This window comes from Gemmobacter sp. (genome assembly GCF_016792925.1).
Classification (GTDB): Bacteria; Pseudomonadota; Alphaproteobacteria; order Rhodobacterales; family Rhodobacteraceae; genus Gemmobacter.
On record NZ_JAEULU010000051.1, the window covers coordinates 26,452 to 44,360 of the forward strand.

Annotated in this window: 15 protein-coding genes; 10 read left to right on the plus strand and 5 right to left on the minus strand. The window is 64.2% G+C overall.

The window, feature by feature from the left end; all coding sequences use genetic code 11:
* Window positions 1–50: 50 nt before the first annotated feature.
* On the plus strand, window positions 51–1,337 hold the full coding sequence (gene hmgA, locus JNN06_RS02765; RefSeq protein ID WP_291238101.1) for a homogentisate 1,2-dioxygenase: 1,287 nt from the start codon (window positions 51–53) through the stop codon (window positions 1,335–1,337).
* Between the two features lie 104 nt (window positions 1,338–1,441).
* On the plus strand, window positions 1,442–2,701 hold the full coding sequence (gene fahA / locus JNN06_RS02770; RefSeq protein WP_291238071.1) for a fumarylacetoacetase: 1,260 nt from the start codon (window positions 1,442–1,444) through the stop codon (window positions 2,699–2,701).
* A 6-nt stretch (window positions 2,702–2,707) separates the two neighbouring features.
* Here fahA and JNN06_RS02775 read toward each other — a convergent pair whose 3' ends face one another.
* Window positions 2,708–4,063, minus strand: a complete 1,356-nt coding sequence (locus JNN06_RS02775) for a hypothetical protein (RefSeq protein ID WP_291238072.1) — start codon at window positions 4,061–4,063, stop codon at window positions 2,708–2,710.
* 283 nt (window positions 4,064–4,346) lie between these two features.
* Here JNN06_RS02775 and JNN06_RS02780 point away from each other — a divergent pair, with 283 nt between their 5' ends.
* Genes JNN06_RS02780 through JNN06_RS02795 form a run of 4 tightly spaced genes read left to right on the plus strand, consistent with a single transcriptional unit; the run spans window position 4,347 to window position 8,534 of the window.
* Window positions 4,347–5,900 carry a trimethylamine methyltransferase family protein gene (locus JNN06_RS02780; protein WP_291238073.1) on the plus strand — a complete coding sequence of 518 codons (1,554 nt, stop codon included), beginning with the start codon at window positions 4,347–4,349 and terminating at the stop codon, window positions 5,898–5,900.
* A 51-nt stretch (window positions 5,901–5,951) separates the two neighbouring features.
* Window positions 5,952–7,061 (plus strand): mandelate racemase/muconate lactonizing enzyme family protein, encoded by a 1,110-nt coding sequence (locus JNN06_RS02785; protein ID WP_291238074.1) that lies wholly within the window; start codon window positions 5,952–5,954, stop codon window positions 7,059–7,061.
* 7 nt (window positions 7,062–7,068) lie between these two features.
* Window positions 7,069–7,803 (plus strand): SDR family oxidoreductase, encoded by a 735-nt coding sequence (locus JNN06_RS02790; RefSeq protein WP_291238075.1) that lies wholly within the window; start codon window positions 7,069–7,071, stop codon window positions 7,801–7,803.
* Window positions 7,803–8,534 (plus strand): SDR family oxidoreductase, encoded by a 732-nt coding sequence (locus tag JNN06_RS02795; RefSeq protein WP_291238076.1) that lies wholly within the window; start codon window positions 7,803–7,805, stop codon window positions 8,532–8,534. Before JNN06_RS02790 ends, JNN06_RS02795 begins: the two co-directional genes overlap by 1 nt.
* 297 nt (window positions 8,535–8,831) lie before the next feature.
* Here JNN06_RS02795 and JNN06_RS02800 read toward each other — a convergent pair whose 3' ends face one another.
* From JNN06_RS02800 to JNN06_RS02815, 4 genes are read right to left on the minus strand one after another with little or no spacing between them, the layout of a single operon-like run.
* Window positions 8,832–10,172: an FAD-binding oxidoreductase gene (locus JNN06_RS02800; RefSeq protein ID WP_291238077.1), complete on the minus strand. Its 1,341-nt coding sequence runs from the start codon at window positions 10,170–10,172 to the stop codon at window positions 8,832–8,834.
* Window positions 10,169–11,662 carry an aldehyde dehydrogenase gene (locus tag JNN06_RS02805; RefSeq protein ID WP_291238078.1) on the minus strand — a complete coding sequence of 498 codons (1,494 nt, stop codon included), beginning with the start codon at window positions 11,660–11,662 and terminating at the stop codon, window positions 10,169–10,171. The genes JNN06_RS02800 and JNN06_RS02805 overlap by 4 nt, the downstream gene beginning before the upstream one ends.
* Before the next feature lie 6 nt (window positions 11,663–11,668).
* Window positions 11,669–12,571, minus strand: a complete 903-nt coding sequence (locus JNN06_RS02810; protein ID WP_291238079.1) for a dihydrodipicolinate synthase family protein — start codon at window positions 12,569–12,571, stop codon at window positions 11,669–11,671.
* Window positions 12,568–13,290 carry a GntR family transcriptional regulator gene (locus tag JNN06_RS02815; protein ID WP_291238080.1) on the minus strand — a complete coding sequence of 241 codons (723 nt, stop codon included), beginning with the start codon at window positions 13,288–13,290 and terminating at the stop codon, window positions 12,568–12,570. Before JNN06_RS02815 ends, JNN06_RS02810 begins: the two co-directional genes overlap by 4 nt.
* A 175-nt stretch (window positions 13,291–13,465) precedes the next feature.
* On the opposite strand from JNN06_RS02815, the gene JNN06_RS02820 reads away from it, so the two are divergent.
* The 4 genes from JNN06_RS02820 (at window position 13,466) to JNN06_RS02835 (ending at window position 17,511) form a co-directional block, all read left to right on the plus strand.
* Window positions 13,466–14,548 (plus strand): glycine betaine/L-proline ABC transporter ATP-binding protein, encoded by a 1,083-nt coding sequence (locus JNN06_RS02820; protein ID WP_291238081.1) that lies wholly within the window; start codon window positions 13,466–13,468, stop codon window positions 14,546–14,548.
* Complete coding sequence (locus JNN06_RS02825; RefSeq protein WP_291238082.1) at window positions 14,548–15,480, plus strand: proline/glycine betaine ABC transporter permease; 933 nt, start codon at window positions 14,548–14,550, stop codon at window positions 15,478–15,480. The genes JNN06_RS02820 and JNN06_RS02825 overlap by 1 nt, the downstream gene beginning before the upstream one ends.
* 31 nt (window positions 15,481–15,511) lie before the next feature.
* Window positions 15,512–16,492, plus strand: a complete 981-nt coding sequence (gene proX / locus JNN06_RS02830; protein WP_291238083.1) for a glycine betaine/L-proline ABC transporter substrate-binding protein ProX — start codon at window positions 15,512–15,514, stop codon at window positions 16,490–16,492.
* Between the two features lie 68 nt (window positions 16,493–16,560).
* Entirely contained in the window at window positions 16,561–17,511 is a 951-nt protein-coding gene (locus JNN06_RS02835) for a GlxA family transcriptional regulator (protein WP_291238084.1), read from the plus strand.
* Window positions 17,512–17,909: the final 398 nt, after the last annotated feature.

Sequence of the window (17,909 nt, forward strand, 5' to 3'; positions counted from 1 at the left end):
CCGCAGGCCTGACCCGCGCAGCCTGCCTGCCCGGCCCTCATGCGGGCTACATGCCGGGCTTCGGCAATGATTTTGAAACCGAGGCGCTGCCGGGCGCGCTGCCGCAGGGGCAGAATTCCCCGCAGAAATGCGCCTATGGGCTTTATGCCGAGCAGCTTTCGGGCTCGGCCTTCACCAAGCCACAGCCGGAGCGGACCTGGTGTTACCGCATCCGCCCTTCGGTCAAGCATTGCACCCGGTTCGAGAAGATCGACCTGCCGCTGTGGAAATCGGCGCCGCATATCCTGCCCGAGGTCATCAGCCTTGGGCAATATCGCTGGGACCCGATCCCCCATGCGGCAGAAGACCAGACCTGGATCACCGGCATGCGCACGGTGACGACGGCGGGGGATGTGAACACCCAGACCGGCATGGCCGCGCATATCTATCTGGTCACGCAATCCATGCAGGATGAGTATTTCTATTCCGCCGATGGCGAATTGCTGGTGGTGCCGCAGGAAGGCCGGCTGCGTTTCTGCACCGAATTGGGCGTGATCGATCTGGAGCCGAAGGAAATCGCCCTGCTGCCACGCGGGCTTGTTTACCGCGTGGAGGTGCTGGAAGGCCCGGCGCGGGGCTTTGTCTGCGAGAATTACGGCGTGCCCTTCACCCTGCCCCATCGCGGGCCGATCGGCGCGAATTGCATGGCCAACCCGCGCGATTTCAAGACGCCGGTGGCCGCGTTCGAGGATCGCGAGGTGCCGTCCTCGGTGGTGCTGAAATGGTGCGGGCAGTTCCACCGCACGCCCATCGGCCATAGCCCGCTGGATGTGGTGGCCTGGCATGGCAATTACCCGCCGTGGAAATACGATTTGCGGACCTATTCGCCGGTGGGCGCCATTCTGTTCGACCACCCGGACCCGTCGATCTTCACCGTGCTGACCGCGCCGAGCGGCTTGGAAGGCACCGCGAATATTGATTTCGTTTTGTTCCGCGAACGCTGGCTGGTGGCGGAAAACTCGTTCCGCCCGCCATGGTACCACAAGAACGTGATGTCCGAGCTGATGGGCAATATTTACGGGATCTATGACGCCAAGCCCAAGGGCTTTGTCCCCGGCGGCATGAGCCTGCACAATTGCATGTTGCCGCATGGGCCGGACCGCAACGCCTTTGAGGGCGCCTCCAACAGCGCGCTGAAACCCGAGAAGCTGGAGGAGACCATGAGCTTCATGTTCGAGACCCGCTTCCCGCAGCATCTGACGGAATGGGCCGCCAAGGCCGCACCCTTGCAGGAGGATTACATCGCGTGCTGGGACAGCCTTGAGAAAAAGTTCGACGGCACGCCCGGCGTGAAGTGACGAAAAGCGGGGGGCCAGCCCCCGTCGCCTGTCGGGCTCGGACCGATGGCGCCCGACAGGCAACCCCCGCGGGATATTTTTGAACAGAAAATGAAGGAAGCCAGATGGGCCTGATCCGGTCTTGGGTGGAGAGCGCGAATGCGGCGGAGTGTTTGTTTCCGCTGAACAATCTGCCTTGCGGCGTGTTCTCGACGGGGGAAAGCGCGCCGCGCTGCGGGGTGGCGATTGGCGATTTCGTGCTGGATGTGGCGGGGCTGGAGGCGGCGGGCTTGCTGGAGCTTGACGGCGGGCCCTTGCTGGATGTGCCGTTCTGGAATGAGGTGATGGCGGCAGGCCCCTCGGTCTGGGCGGCGCTGCGGGCGCAGTTACAACTTATCCTTGGTGAAGACGCAGACGAACATGTCCGCGATGAATGTCGCTTCTTCATGTATGAGCTGGCGGATGTGGCGCTGCACATGCCGTTCCGCGTCAGCGAATACACCGATTTCTACGCGGGCCGGAACCATGCCTTCAATGTCGGCACCATGTTCCGGGGGCCGGAAAACGCGCTGCCGCCGAACTGGCTGCATATGCCCATCGGCTATAACGGGCGGGCCTCGTCGGTGGTGGTTTCCGGCTCTGATGTGCGCCGCCCCTGGGGGCAGGTGAAGGCGCCCGATCAGGCCCTGCCCGTCTTCCAGCCCTCGCGCCGCTTTGACATCGAGCTGGAGCTGGGGGCGGTGGTCGGCATGGCCTCGGAGGGGCCAGTGACGGTGGCCGAGGCCGAGGCGATGATCTTTGGCTATGTGCTGCTGAACGACTGGTCGGCGCGCGACATTCAGGCCTGGGAATATCAGCCGCTGGGGCCGTTTCAGGCCAAGGCCACCGCCACCACGATCAGCCCCTGGATCGTGATGACCGCGGCGCTGGAGCCGTTCCGCACCCCCACGCCCGCGCGCGAGCTGCCGCTGCTGCCCCATCTGCAAGAGCCGCGCCCGATGCTGTATGACATCGCGCTGGAGGTGGGCTTGGCACCGGAAGGCGGGCCGGAGACCATCATCGCCCGCACCAATGCTGCGGAACTGTATTACTCGGCCCCGCAGCAATTGGCGCATCACACCACCAGCGGATGCGCGATGAATACCGGCGATCTGCTGGGCTCGGGCACGATTTCCGGCCCGACGAAAGACAGCCGGGGCAGCCTGCTGGAGCTGAGCTGGGGCGGCAAGGAGCCTTTCGCCATCGCGGGCGGCAGCCGCAGTTTCATCGAGGATCACGACACGCTCACCCTGCGCGGCCAGTGCCAGGGCGCGGGCTATACCATCGGCTTTGGGGAATGCACGGGCAAGGTGCTGCCCGCGCTGGCCGATCCCTATGCCCGCTGACCGGGCCTAGCGCAGGTAATCGAGCCAGGGCGATTGCTCGGCGATCATGTGATCGACCAGCGCCGGAATGCCACGCGCGACGGCGACCACCGGATCGACCAGCAGCGCCTGAATGGCCAGATCGCGGCTGCCTTGCAGCACCGCCTCGGCGGTCAGGCTATGCACGCCGATCTGATTGGCCAGCAGCCCGCGCATACCCACCGGGATCTCCAGCTTGATGCCCTGCACGCCCTTGGCCGTCACCACGGCGGGCACCTCGACCGCCAGCCACTCCGGCAGATCGGCGATATAGCCCGCATTGGGGATATTCACCGCCGCCTCCTCATAGCCGGAATCGGTCAGGATGCCCTCCATCACCGGCACGACACGCTCGTGCAGATGGGTGCCGATCTGCGGCGCGGTGCGGCCCAGGAAATTGCGGTAATAGGTGTAGAAATCCAGAATGCCGCGATGGTCGCTGCATTCATGCGCCCATTGGATATATTCGCCAAAATGGCTGTCATAGGTGATCGGCAGCAGGCCGAACCGCTCCAGCACCTCGCGGAACAGCCAGCGATCCGACCAGGGCCGCACTTCGGTGATATGCGACAGGTCAATATCCATCCAGCCCTCGGTCTCGACCGCGCGGCCCGACTGGCGCGTGGCGGTCAGGATCTCCGAATAGCCGGGCTGGCGCCCGAAGTAGCCCTCGGCCCGCGCCCGCACATCCGGGTAGGCGTCGCGGCCCGTATCGACATAGCTGCATTCCGTCATCACCGAGAAATGGTTCAGACCCCCGGCCCGATAGCGGATATTCTCGCGCGGCTGGCCCAACATCGGCGGCAGGTGGCGCTCCAGCGAGGCGATCTCGTGGCACATGCCGATGAATTTGATCCCCGGATAGGCGCGATGCACCGTGGTCGTGATGCGGCTCATCGGGTTGGAATAGTTGAACACGGTGGCGCCCGGCGCGTGGTCCATCACCTTGCCGCAGATTTGCAGGATCGGCGGGAGGATGCGCAGGCTGTGGAACAGCCCCCCCGGCCCGCCATTCTCGCCGTAAACCTGTTGGATGCCGTATTGCTGCGGGATTTTCCAATCCATGTCCCACAGCGCGAAACGGTCGCCCACCTCGATCGAGATCACCACGAAATCGGCCCCCGGAAGGGCGCGCGCCAGATCGGGCTCGCAGCGGATGCGATGGGTCAGGCCCCGCGCCGCCATGGTCTCCTCCGCCAGCGCCTGCATGCGCTGCGCGGCGCCGGCATTGATGTCATTCAACACGATTTCGGCCCCGGCGAGGGTGGCCGACTGGAAAATATCGCCCAGCATCCCGGTGCCGAATTGCAGGCTGCCTGCACCGACAAGCACGATCTTGGTCATGAAAATCCCCTCTGGATGAGAATGGGCGGCAAGGCCACCTCTCCCGCCAAGGAGTAGCCGAGTGCGGGCGCATCGTCAAAGCGGTTTGAAGATCACTTCCTGTTGATATTGGCTGCATAGGTCGCGCTGCCTTGCCGCTTGCCCAAAGCGCTTTCAAACCATCCCCTGCGGCGCGCGAAATCTGCGCCATGTCGCAAAATCGCCCATCCGCTTCGCCGCCAAGGCGGTGCGCGCCCCGGCTTTGGCGATCCTTGGGGGCATCAGGTTTTCGCAAGGTGCAACCATGAACGACATTCCGGCCCGAACCGCCCGCGCGGGTGGCCGCGGCGCCCGCAGGGCCCTGCGCGCCGCCCCCGATTTTGCCATGCTGCCCAGCCTCAAACGCGGCCTGCCCGAATGCCTTGCCATGACGCAAGAGCAGGTGGAGCGGATCGACGCCGCCTCGATGGCGATCCTGGAGGAGGTGGGCGTGATCTTCCGCGACGCAATCGCGCTGGAGGATTGGCGCCGCGCCGGGGCCAAGGTGGTGGGCGAGCGGGTCTACCTTGACCGCCATCTGGTGCGCGCGCTGATCTCCACCATCCCCTCGGCCTGGGAATACCGCGCCCGCAACCCCGAACGCAGCCTGCCTTTCGGCGGCAAACACTCGATCTTCGTGCCGATGACCGGCGCGCCCTTCCTCCGCGATCTGGAGGATGTGCGGCGTTGGCCGACCATGGCCGACCTGAACATGTTTCACAAACTGGCCCATATGTCGCCGGCGCTCCATTCCACGGCACACCATATTGTAGAGCCGATGGACCTCAAGGTTTCGCATCGCCATCTGCACATCACCTATTCCTCGATCAAACATTCCGACAAGACCTTCATGGGCATGACGACCAGCGGCAAAAATGCCGAGGATGTGATGCAGATGTGCGAGATCCTGTTTGGCCGCGATGTGATGGAGGAAACCCCGGTCACCACCGGCAATTGCAACGGCAATTCGCCGCTGGTCTGGGATGAGACCATGCTGTCGGCCATGCGCGCCTTTGTGAAGCGCAAGCAGCCGGTGCTGTGTTCGCCCTTCGTGCTGGGCGGTGCCAATACACCCGCCTCGGTCGCGCCCGCCGTGGCGCAACTGAACGCCGAGGCGCTGTCGGCGCTGGCCTATACGCAGGTGATCCGCAAGGGCGCGCCCGCGATTTACGGCCATTACCTCTCGACCGTGTCGATGAAATCCGGCGCGCCGATGGCAGGCACCCCGGAGATCAGCCTGATGAACTTCATGATCGGCCAGATGGCGCGGTTCTACAACGTGCCGTGGCGGACCTCGAACCTGCTGGGCGGCGCGAAAACCTTTGACGCGCAGGCCGGGTATGAAAGCGCCATGACCATGAATGCGGTGCTGCATGCGGGCGCCAACTATATCTGGCATTCGGCGGGCTGGAATGAGGCCGGGATGCACTGTTCCGTCGCCAAGTTCATGGTCGATGCCGAGATGTGCGCCATGGGCTATCGCATGGCCGAAGGCCCGCGTTGGGATGACTTTGACGAGGCGATGGTGGCGGTGCGCGATGTCGGCCCCGGCGGGCATTATCTGGGCCATGCGCATACGCTGGAAAACTTTGAACGCGCGTTTTTCATGCCCAAGATGTTCGACAACAACTCGATCGAGCAATGGCAGGCCGAAGGCTCGGTTGAAATCACGCAGCGCGCGCTGGATCACGCCAAAAAGCTGCTCGGCGACTATGAGGAACCCGCGCTCGACCCCGGCATTGACGAGGCCTTGCGCGACTATATCGCCCGGCGCGAACGCGAAATTCCGGCGATGGACGAGCTGAACACCGAACACTGACCTCCCGACTGGCCGCCCTTTGCGGGCGGCCCCTTTTTTTCAGGGCTGCGCATGAAAATCACGGAAATCCACATCTTTACCCATGATCTGCCGGTGAAGAACGGGCCTTATCGCATGGCGAATGCGCTGGTCTGGTCGCTGCAAACGGTGATTGTGAAGCTGGTCACCGATAGCGGGCTGATCGGCTGGGGCGAAACCTGCCCGGTCGGGCCAACCTATCAGCCGCACCACACAGGCGGCGCAGTGGCCGCGTTGATCGAGATGGCGCCGGGGCTGATCGGCTGCGACCCGACGCAGCTTGGCCTGTTTCATCGCAAGATGGACAGCCTGCTGAACGGCCATGGCTATGCCAAGGCGGCACTAGATATTGCGGCGCATGATCTGACAGGCAAAGCATATGGTGTGCGCGTGGCCGATCTTCTGGGCGGCGCGGTGACGGAACGGGTGCCCAGCTATTATGCCAGCGGCGTGGGCGAACCCGATGAAATCGCCCGCATCGCCGCAGAAAAGCGCGCCGAGGGTTATCCCCGGATGCAGGTCAAGGTCGGCGGGCGCCCGGTGGAGGTGGACATCGCGGTGATCCGCAAGGTCTGGGAGGTGCTGCGCGGCAGCGGCATGCGGCTGGCGGTCGATGCCAACCGGGGCCTGCCCACCCGCGACGCCCTGCGCCTGTCGCGCGAATGCCCCGAAATCCCCTTCATCATGGAGCAGCCCTGCAACACCATCGAGGAGGTCGCCGCCATTCGCGGGCAACTGCATCACGGCATCTATCTTGATGAAAACGCGACAGATATTTCCACCGTGCTGCGCGCGGTGGGGACCGGGCTGTGCGATGGCTTCGGCATGAAGGTCACGCGGATCGGCGGCTTGCGCCCGATGGCGACCTTCCGCGACATTTGCGAGGCGCGCAGCCTGCCGCATACCTGCGACGATGCCTGGGGAGGTGACATCATCGCCGCCGCCTGCACCCAAATCGGCGCCACGGTGCAGCCGCGCCTGAACGAGGGCGTCTGGCTGGCCGCGCCCTATATCGAGGGGCATTACGACGCCGAAAACGGCGTGAAAATCGAGGGCGGCCATATCGCGCTGCCCCAGGGCCCCGGCCTGGGCATCACCCCCGACGAGACACGTTTCGGCGCGCCTGTCGCATCTTTTTCATGAGGAACAAATGACTGATCTTAAAGGAAAATGCGCGCTGGTGACCGGCGCTGCGGGCGGCATTGGGGCGACAGTTGTGGCGGCGCTGCGGGCGCGGGGCGCGCGCGTGGCGGTGGCGGATCGGGATGTGTCCGCCATCCCGGCCGAAGCGCATTTGCCGGGCAATCTGCTGGAGGCTGCCTATGCCGATGGGCTGCCCGCAGCGGCGCAGGCGGCGCTTGGGGGTCTTGATATTGTGGTGAACAACGCGGGTGTGATCACACGCGGCACGGTGACCGAAAGCAGCGATTCCGATTGGGATTTGTCGCTGGGCGTGAACGTGCAGGCGCCCTTCCGCATCTGCCGCGCGGCGATTCCCTTGCTGGCGGCGGCGGGCGGCGGCGCGATTGTGAATGTGGCGTCCTGCTGGGGTCTGCGCCCCGGCCCGAACCATGCGGTCTATTGCATGACCAAGGCCGCCATCGCCTCGCTGACGCAGTGCATGGGGATGGATCACGCCCATCAGGGCATTAGAATCAACGCCGTAGCCCCCAATGAGGTGAACACGCCGATGCTGCGCACCGGGTTCCTCCGCCGGGGCTTTGACCCCGATACGGCGGTGGCGGAACTGGGCAAGACGGTGCCTTTGGGCCGCATCGCCGAGCCGGAGGACATTGCGGACGTTATCCTTTTCCTCGCCTCCGACGCGGCGCGCTATCTGTGCGGCACGGTGGTTGAGGTGAATGGCGGAAAGGCGGTGGGCTGATGCGCTATCAGGGGAAAGTGGCGCTGGTGACGGGGGGGCGCAGCGGGATCGGGCAGGCGATTGCGCGGCGGTTGAGCGAGGAAGGCGCCTTTGTGATCACAGCGCAGCGCGGCAAAGACCCCGAGCGCGACTGTATCGAGGCAGATTTCACCGATCCCGGGAGCCCGGCAGAGGTGATTTCGGGGGTGATTTCCCGCGCCGGGCGGCTGGACGTGCTGGTGAACAATGCCGGGATGATGCAGGAATCATCCTGTGAAAACATGAGCTTGGAGGATTGGCAGCGCAATCTTGCAGTCAATCTGACCACGCCTTTTCTTTTGATCAAACACGCCATGCCGCATTTGCGAAAGACCCAAGGGGCGGTGGTCAATATCGGGTCGATCGAGGGGTTGGGGGCGAACCCGCATCATGCGGCCTATTGTGCCAGCAAGGCGGGGCTGCATGGGCTGACGCGGGCGGTGGCGGTGGATCACGGGGCCGAAGGGATCCGGTGCAACGCGGTGGCTCCGGGTTGGATCGACACTGACTTGAACCTTGATTTTATTGAGAAAATGCCTGATCCCGCAGCCTTCCGCCGCGAGATTGGCCGCATTCATCCGGTGGGCCGGACCGGCAAACCCGAGGAAGTGGCGGCGCTGGTGGCGTGGCTTGGCTCTGCCGAGGCGGGCTTTGTCACCGGGCAGGTCTGGACGGTGGATGGCGGCCGGATGGCCAAGCTGAGCCTGCCATAAGTGTAACGCGCCCTACAGTTTGGCCCGGTTTTTGGGCCAAACTGTAATGGCGTGTACGGTTTTGGGGGATGAGATGGCCGCGGCCATTGCCGAGGTCATGCGGTGCCGTTTCCAAGCGGGCCGTTGGCCCGAAGCCAACGGCCAGCGCCCGCCCTGCGGGGGGCGGGTGCTTCACACCCGCCGGGCGGGCGCTGGCCTGTCGGTCATGGGCTGACATGGTCTTGCGGTAAGATGTCCACACGGGCGGGGAAACGCGGTGCGTTTCCTGTTCCGCCCGATTTGCGCTCCATTAAGATTTTATTCCGCTGCCGCGCGCCACTCTTTCCAGCGTAAAAACGCATTGGCCCCAATCGTGGAGAAGGGCCGGGGCGGCAAGCGGGGGGGCTGGGCCTCGGCGCTGAAATGGCGGGTCAGGTCTGTGATCACACCCGAGGCCATCTCGGCGGCGGCGAGGCCGGTGAGGGTGCCGCGCGCGGTGCCGAGGCCGTTTTGCACGCAGGCCGCAAACAGGCCCGGCTCCAGCTCGCGCGCGACGGCCACGCCGTTGCGGGTGAGGCAGAGATGCCCGGCCCATGAGAACTGCATCGCCATGCCTTTCAATTGCGGAAAGCGCTGGTCGAACTTCTCGCGGTGGACGGCGGCGGTGCGGCGCAGGCTGGCTTCGGAGGCCTCCATGCCGGGTTCAAACGTGGCGCAGGTGCGGGTGATGATGCGGTTGCCCCCCTGCCCCGTGTCGATGCGGCGCATGGTGGTGCCCATGGGATCAGAGGGGGTGATGCCCCAGCGGGGCTGGCCGCCAAGCGCCTTGAGCGCGGCGCTGTCCAGCTCGGCACTCATGGACGCATAGAGAAAGACGTGCATCAAGCGGCCCTTGGCAAAGCCGAAGCTCTCCAACTGGCCGTTATTGGCGAAGATCACCTTGCCTGCGCTGACTCGGCCCTTCGGGGTGGTGACGAGCCAGCCAGCCCCTTGGCGGGTGACCGATTGCACCGGGGTGGCCTCGGCCAGGGTGACGCCCGCGCGGCGCAGGCCTTCGCCAAAGCCGCGCACATAACCCGCCGGTTGCAGCATCACCGTGCCGGGCGTGTAGAGGCCCGAGAGGTAATGGCGCGAGCCGGTGAGATCGAACATCGCCTGCGCGTCAAGGTGCTGGCTGGCCTCGCCCATGGCCGACAGATGCTCGGCATAGCTGGCATTCAGCCGGTCGGTCCCCTCGCTGGCGGCGCCGTTCACCTTGCCGGCGGGATCGAAGAAATTGGGGTCGATGCCATATTCCGCCACGGCCTCGCGGGCGAAACCGATGGCGTGGCGGTTGCGGGCGATCGAGGCGCGGTCATCGCCGCCGCCTGCGTAATCATCGGATTGAAGCTCGTGCGGCAGGTCGATCATGAAACCCGAATTGCGCCCCGAGGCACCTTCGGCCAGTCGCCCGGCCTCCAGCACCACGACGCGCGCGCCGGGGTTCAACTGGCCCAGGCGGCGCGCGGCGGATAGCCCCGCGAAACCTGCGCCAATCACCGCGAAATCGGCGGTCACATCGCCCGGCAGAATCTGCGGGGCGGCTTGCCCCGGCAGGATGGCCGACCATGCGGCGGGGCCGCGATGGGCAGGCAGGCGCCGGGCGATGTGGTTGGTCATGCGACAGCCTCGTCTGCATCATCGGAGAGATCGACCCAGATGGTCTTGATCTGGGTATATTGGTCATGGGCGTGGATGCCATTGTCACGCCCGCCAAAGCCCGACTGTTTATAGCCGCCAAAGGGGGTGGCAATATCGCCTTCGCCAAAGCTGTTCACCGTCACCGTGCCAGCACGCAATGCGCGGGCGCCGCGGATCGCCTTTTTCACATTGGCGGTATAGATCGAGGCGGCGAGGCCATATTCGGTATCATTCGCCAAAGCGATGGCCTCATCATAGCTTTCGACCGTCAAGACGGTGAGGATGGGGCCAAAGATTTCCTCGCGCACCTGAAGATCGCCCGGTTTGCAATCGAGGATCGTGGGCTCCACAAAACCATCCGCCGCCTTGCCGCCCAACAGCACTTTGGCGTCTTTGGTGATATAGCTGGCGACCTTTTCGTAATGCGATTTCGACACCAGCGCGCCCACGCGGTTCACCGGATCGAGCGGATCGCCCATCGGCCATTCGCGGGCATGGGCGAGGATGCGTTTCAGCAACTCCTCTTTCACGCCCTTTTGCACGATGAGCCGCGAGGAGGCCGAGCAATTCTCGCCCATGTTCCAGAAGGCGCCATTGGTGATATGGGCCGCCACGCGATCCAGGTTTTCGGCATCATCCAGCACGACGGCGGGGTTCTTGCCGCCCATCTCCAGCGTGACTTCCTTGAGGTTCGATTCCGAGGCGTAGGTGAGGAATTTGCGGCCCGTTTCGGTGGAGCCGGTGAAGGACACCATGTCGATATCCATATGGCGGCCAATGGGTTCGCCCACATCGGCGCCGCCACCGGGCAGCACGTTGAACACGCCCGCAGGCACGCCCGCCTCCATCGCCAGTTCCGCGATGCGCAGCGCGGTGAGCGAGGTTTCCTTGGCCGGTTTCACCACGATGGAACAGCCAGCCGCCAGCGCCGGGCTGATCTTCCACGCCAGCATCAGCAGCGGGAAGTTCCAGGGCAACACGAGGCCCACCACGCCCACGGGCTCGCGCACCACCAGCGCCAGATGGCCGTCAGACGAGGGCGCGACCTGATCGTAGATCTTGTCGATCAGCTCGGCATGCCAGGAGAGGCAATGCACGGTCTCCGGCACGTCGACCGTTTCACAGTCATAGATGGTCTTGCCGCTGTCGAGGCTTTCCATCACGGCCAGTTCCCGTGCATTGCGTTTGATCAGCTTGGAGAGCTTGATCAGAACCTCTTTGCGCTCTTTCGGGTGGAGGCGCGACCAGCGGCCATCCTCGAAGGCGTCGCGGGCTTTTGCGACCGCGAAATCCACATCTTCCGGGCCGCAGGCGGCGATTTTCGCCAGCACCTCGCCGGTGGCCGGGTTGGTGGTGGTGAAGGTCTTGCCCGAGATCGCCGGGCGGAAGCTGCCGTCGATGAAGGCCTGCGTCGGCAGGGTGAGGCTGGCGGCGATGGCCTTGTATTCTTCGGTGGTCAGAAGGGACATGGGGGCTTACTCCGCTTCGATCTGGGCAATGGTGGTTTTCAACACGCGCACAACCTGTTCCAGCTGGCGCTTGTCATCCTTGTTCAGGCCTTTCAGCGGCGGGCGCGGCGGGCCGGCATAGCCGCCAGCCATTTCGACGCCGTGCTTGATGCATTGGATGAACTTGCCGCCCTGCTCCAGCACGCGCATCAGCGGCATGAGAGCCGACATGATGCGGCGGCCCTTGGCGAAATTGCCCTCGACCGCGCAGGCGCGCCACAGCGCGAGGTGTTCGCCCGGCAGGAAGTTCGACCCGCCGCAGACCCAGCTTTGCGCGCCCCAGGCAAAGAATTCCAGCGCCTGATCGTCCATGCCGCAGGACATCTGGATATGCGGGTAATCGCGGCCCAAGAGGTGAACCCGGTTGATGTCGCCCGAGGATTCCTTGATGGCCTGAAAATTGCGGCTCCGGCCCACGCGGTCGAGGAATTCCTCGCCCATGTTGATGCCCATGCGGCCGGGGTAGTTATAGAGCATGATCGGCAGATCGGCGGCACGGTCGATGGCGAGGGCATTCAGCGCATTCTCGCGCTCGGTCGGCACCGAATAGGGCGGGCTGCCCACGAGGATCGAATCCGCGCCGATCCGGGCGGCATGTTCGGCCATGATCAGGCTGTCTTCCAGACGGATTGCCACCGTCCCCACCATCAGTTGCACCCGGCCCTTGGTGACCTCACGCGCGAGGGTCGCCAGCTCCAGGCGTTCCTCCATCGACTGCGCGTAATATTCGCCGGTAGAGCCGCCATTGATGATGCCATGCACCCCGGCGGCGATCAGCCGTTCCAGATGGGCGACAAAGGCATCGCGGTCGATGCTGCCATCCTCGCGATGCGGGGTGATGGCGGGGGTGTGGATCCCGTCGAATCTCATGAAGCTCCTCTCTGTTCCAAAGCGCCGGGCGCGCGGCCCAACGGGAACTGAATGCTGGCGGGGGTGACGAAACTTTCGATCTGGGCGCGCGACAGCTCCCAGTGGGACACCGCCAGATCGGCAGCGGCATCGGCATCGCCCGCCTCGATCAGCGCGATGAATTCATCATGCTGGTCGGCGGCGGTGGCCGAAATGCAGGCCATGTCGGTCTTGCGGGGGTCGTAGAAGGTCATGCCGATGCGGGTATGGTCGATCAGCAACCGCCGCAGGCTGGGCATGAGAAATTCGTTATCGGACATGTCGCCGATGATGGAGTGGAAGCGCTCGTTCTCCACCGCGCGTTCGGCGGCATTGCCGCGCGCGATGGCCTGACGGAAGGTGCGCTGGCAGTCCTTCAGCCGGTTCACCTGCGCGGGCGTGGCGTGCTGCGCGGCCAGCCGGGTGACGGCGGCATAGATCATCGGGGCGGCCACAAAGAAATTGCGCAGGGTCTTGTGCGTCATGGGCGAGACCTGCGCGCCGCGATTCTCGTGCAGCACCACGTAGCCCTCACCGGCGAGCTGCCGCAGCACCTCGCGCAGGGGTGGGCGGGAAATACCATAGGCCTCGGACAATTCGGTCTCGTCCAGATAGGCGCCCGGCTCCAGCTCCTGCGTGAGAACCTTGCGGCGCAAGTCCTCGACACAGATCACCTTTTTGCTGCGCGTCTCGATTTCCACTTGGGCCTCCTTGCCTGGTTTCACCTGTCGGTCAGGTGAATCAGGTAGCCTTCTTTCTGTCTAATATCCGAAATACATATTGTCTACAGTGAAGCACAGCGGGCGCGCAAAATAAAATACATATTGTCTACTGCAACATTTCATGCTTGTATTTCGGAAACAGGGGAGATTCTGCATGACCCAACCTCAAAGAGAGGAAGTCATCCGCTGCGAGGGGATCTGGAAGATCTTCGGCGACAAGTCGCGACAGGCGATGGACGCGATCCGCAGCGAGGGGCTTTCAAAGAAAGACATCCGCGAGAAATTCGACTGCGTGGTGGGTGTTCAGGATGCCAGTTTCAGCGTCGGCCGGGGCGAGATTTTCTGCATCATGGGCCTGTCGGGCTCGGGCAAATCGACGCTGATCCGCCATATCAACCGGCTGATCGAACCCACCGCCGGGTCGATCATCATCGAGGGGCAGAACGTCAATGCGATGAATGCCCGCGACCTGCGCGCCCTGCGGGCCGAGCGCATCGGCATGGTGTTTCAGTCGATGGCGCTGATGCCGCACCGCACGGTGCGCGAGAATGTCGGCTTTTCGCTGGAGGTGCGCGGCGTGGCCGAGGCCAATGCCGCCAAGATCGCCGCCGCAATTGATGCGGTGGACCTGACGGGGTGGGACAAGAAATACCCCGACGAGCTGTCGGGCGGGATGCAGCAGCGGGTCGGGCTGGCGCGGGCGATTGCCGCCGATCCGTCGATCCTGCTGATGGACGAGCCGTTCTCGGCACTGGACCCGCTGATCCGCAAGCAATTGCAGGGCACGTTCATGCAATTGTCGGCAGAGCTGCACAAGACCACCGTCTTCATCACGCATGATCTGGATGAGGCCATCCGGATCGGTGATCGCATTGCCATCATGAAGGACGGTGTTCTGGTGCAGATCGGCACGCCGGAGCAGATCGTGACGGAACCGGCGGATGATTATGTGGCCGAGTTCGTGGCCGGGATCAGCAAGCTGGATCTGGTGACGGCGGCGCGGATCATGCAGCCGCTGGCGCAGTATCAGGCGCAGCATGGCGCGCAGGATATGGCGCATTGGCCGGTGGCGCGCCCCGAGGACAAGCTGAATGCGCTGGTCGATCTGGCGGTGGGGGCCGACAGCCCGATCCGCATCGAAGCCGAGGGCCGCGTGGTCGGCATCGTCACACGCCGCGCCCTGTTGCGCGGCATTCAGGGCCGCGACGAGGCCATGACCGCGCAGGAGGCCGCGTAATGGACAAGGAATTCGATTGGCTGAACCCTTTCGCCTCGATTGATCTGGGCATTGGCAGCTGGGCCGATGGCATCAAGGGCTGGGCGATTTCCAACCGCGACCTGATCCAGCCGCTGAAGCATTTCTTTGAAGGCGTGATCATGCGGATCGAGGCCACGCTGCAAGCGGTGCCGCCGGTGATCATGCTGCTGATCCTGACGCTGATCGCCTGGCAGGCGGCGGGGCGGCGGGTGGCCATTCTGGTGGCCTGCTGTCTGGTGGCGCTTGGCCTCTTGCACCCGAATGCCTGGAGCCTGGCGATGACCACGCTCGCCATCGTGACGGCCAGCGTGCTGCTTTGCGTGCTGATCGGCCTGCCTTTGGGCATTCTGGCCGGGAAAAGCGACCGGTTTGAATCCTTCGTGCGCCCGGTGCTGGACACGATGCAGACCATTCCGGCCTTCGTCTATCTGGTGCCGGTGGTCATGCTGATCGGGATTGGAAATGTGTCGGGCGTGATCGTGACGATCATCTTCGCGCTGCCGCCGCTGGTGCGTCTGACCTCGCTGGGCATCCGCAACGTGAACCAAAGCGTCGTGGAGGCCGCCCGCGCCTTTGGCGCCACGCCGGGGCAGATCCTTTACAAGGTCGAGCTGCCGCTGGCCACGCCGACCATTCTGGCCGGGCTGAACCAGACCATCATGCTGTCGCTGTCAATGGTGGTGATTGCCTCGATGATTTCGGTGAAGGGTCTGGGCAATGAGGTCTTGCGCGCCATGGGCCGTCTGGATGCGGGCAAGGCCATCGTGGGCGGTTTGGGAATTGTGATGCTGGCCATCGTGCTGGACCGCATCACGCAGGGTTTGGGCCGCTCTGGCCGGGAACGCGGCCACCGCCATTGGTGGCAAAGCGGGCCGGTGGGCCTGATCACCGGGCTGTTTGCCCGCAACTGACACCAAAACAAAACCAACAGAGAGGAAGACCATGAAGCATTTCACCCTGACCACGGCACTTGCGCTGCTGCTGGCCAACCCGGTTTTCGCCAATGACAAGCCCGGCGAAGGCACCACGGTGCGCGTGATCATGCCGGCGCAGATCGAGGAGCATTTCCACCATTACGTCCTGCTGCGCGCGCTGCAAGACCTGGGCTATACCACCGCCGACCCGGCCGAGGCGGAATATCAGACCATCCACCTTGCCATCGGCTCGGGCGATGCGGATTTCACCGCGAACCACTGGCAGACCCTGCACAATGCGTTTTTCGAGGAATCGGGCGGCGCGGCGGTGATGAGCAAGGTGGGCGTGATCCTGCCCGGCGCGCTGCAAGGCTATATGGTGGACAAGGCCAGCTATGATGCGGGCATCACCGATCTGGGCATGTTGAAAGACCCGGAAGTGGCGAAGAAATTCGACGCCGATGGCGATGGCAAGGCCGATCTGGTGGGCTGCATGCCGGGCTGGGGCTGCGAGCGTGTGATCGAGCATCAGCTGACCGAATTCGGCCTGCGCGACACCGTGACCCACAATCAGGGCTCCTATCAGGCGATCATCGGCGATGCGATTGCCCGCCATGAAAACGGCGAGCCGATCATCTATTACAACTGGGTGCCCTATTGGGTCTCGGGTGTGCTGGTGCCGGGCAAGGATGTGGAATGGCTGAGCGTGCCCTACACCTCGCTGCCCGATGGCAATGACGCCAACACCACCTTCGAGGGCAAGAACCTTGGCTTCGCGGTGGACAATGTGAGCGTGCTGGCGCGCAATGACTTTCTGGAGGCCAACCCGGCGGCCAAGGCGCTGTTCGAGGCGGCGACGATCCCGGTGAATGACGTGTCGGTGGCGGCGCTGGAGATTTCCAAGGGTGCCGACAGCTCGGAAGAAATCTGGGCGTTGGCCGACAAGTGGATCGCCGATCACCGCGCCACCTATGACAGCTGGCTGGCCGCGGCGCGCGCGGTCAAGTGAGGATCGCCGCGTGATCAACAGGGGGGCGGTGCCATGCCGCCCCCCTCCCCTTTCGGGATGGCCCTCCGATGACCCGGACCACGCATTTCGCCTTTTTCCTGCTGCGCGATTTCTCGCATCTGGCGTTTTCCTGCGCGCTGGAGCCGTTGCGCATTGCCAATCTGGTGTCGGGCCAGCCGCTCTATCGCTGGACCCTGCTGTCGGAGGATGGCAAGACCGCCACCAGCTCCAACGGCTGTGTGACGCTGGTGGATGGCGGGATGGAGGGGCAGCGGCATCTGGACCGGCTGTTCCTGATCTCGGGCCTGCATGTGCAGGACCATTGCAGCGCGCCGGTTCTGGCCTGGCTGCGGCGCGAGCGGGTGAAGGGCACGCCCTTGGGGGCCATCTGTTCGGGCGCCTATGTGCTGGCGCGGGCCGGGTTTCTGGACGGGGTGGAGACCGCCGTGCATTGGGCCTATCATGACCTCTTCGAGGAAGAATTCCCCGAGGTGGCCTTGCTGCGCAATGTGTTCGCCGCGCGGGAAAAGATCATCACCGCCTCGGGCGGGACGGCGGCGGCGGATCTGATGCTGCATCTGATCGGGCGCGATCATGGCGCGGATCTGGCCACGGAAGTGGCGGATCAGATGGTGTATAATGCGGTGCGCGAGGGATCGGCGGCGCAGCGGGTGTCGCTGCAATCGCGCCACGGGATGCGCAATGCCCATCTGATGAAGGCGATCGCGCTGATGGAGCGGCAGATCGAGGAGCCGGTCTCGCCCAGCCTGATCGCCGAGGAGCTGGGGATTTCGACGCGGCAGTTGGAGCGGCTGTTCGGGCGCTATCTGAACTCCACGCCGAAGCATTATTTCATGGAGCTGCGGCTGCACCGGGCGCGCAACATGCTGCTGCAAACCGAACAATCGGTGACCGAGATCGCCATGGCCTGCGGCTTCCGCTCGCCCTCGCATTTCTCCAAGGTCTATCGCGGGTTCTATGGCAGCTCGCCCGTGGCGCAGAAGGCCAGGCTGGGGTGAGCGGGCCGGGCCTCGCGCGGATCAGGAAACGCACCGCGTTTCCCCGCCGGTGTGGGGACGTAAGGCAAGGCCGCTTCAGCATGTGACCGAGAGGCCACCTCACAGGGGGCGGAAAAAGAAACGCACCGCGTTTCGCCGCCCCAATGGGAACGGTTAAGCAAGACCGTTTCAGCGCATGACCGAGAGGCCTGCACCCGCCCGGCGGGGGCAAAGCACCCGCCGCCCGGAGGGCGGGTGCTGGCCGGTGGCTTTGGGCCACCGGCCCAAACTCGCAGGCGTTTCCGCATGACCTCGGCGATAGCCTCGGTCATTGGATTCGGGCGGATCAAGGAAACGCACTGCGTTTCCCCGGCCCTGTGGAAACGGTGAAGCAAGACCGCATCCACCTTATGACCGAG